The organism is Chryseobacterium viscerum (assembly GCF_002899945.2).
Lineage (GTDB): Bacteria > Bacteroidota > Bacteroidia > Flavobacteriales > Weeksellaceae > Chryseobacterium > Chryseobacterium viscerum.
This window is the reverse complement of record NZ_PPEG02000051.1, coordinates 1-450: the sequence shown is the minus strand read 5'-3', so window position 1 is coordinate 450 and position 450 is coordinate 1. Positions and strand designations below refer to the sequence as shown.

Here is a 450-nt window from a genome sequence, read left to right as displayed (position 1 = left end):
CGTACACATCCACCAACAACCGCCCACTGAACCCCGACGAGATCGGCAATCCAGCGCTGCGTCCGGAACTGTCGTGGGGTCTGGATGCGGCCTGGGAAATCCACGGCCGTGACGGTACACAAGGGAGCGTCGGCGGCTACTTGCGCCGCATCGACGCCACGATCCGCAATGAAACGTTACTACGTGACGGGCGCTGGGTATCGACACCGGGCAAGGGTACCCGCGCCATGGCCTGGGGAATCGAAATGGATGGCAGGATGCAGCTGGCACGTCTGTTCCGCAGAGGGCCGGATATCGAGCTGCGAGGCAACGCCAACGGGAAACACTCCCGGGTCAGGGATCGTCCCGGACCTGAAAATCGGATAGAAGACCAGGTGCCATTCACCGCCAGTGCATCGCTCGATTACCGAATTTCATCGCGGTGGAGCAGTGGCCTGGCGTACACTCATC

The 450-nt window shown here is 61.8% G+C and carries 1 protein-coding gene; it reads left to right on the top strand.

Annotated features, from left to right (window positions below; all coding sequences use genetic code 11):
• On the top strand, nt 1-450 hold a 450-nt coding region (locus tag C1634_RS25745), incomplete at both ends, for a TonB-dependent receptor domain-containing protein (protein ID WP_123921595.1).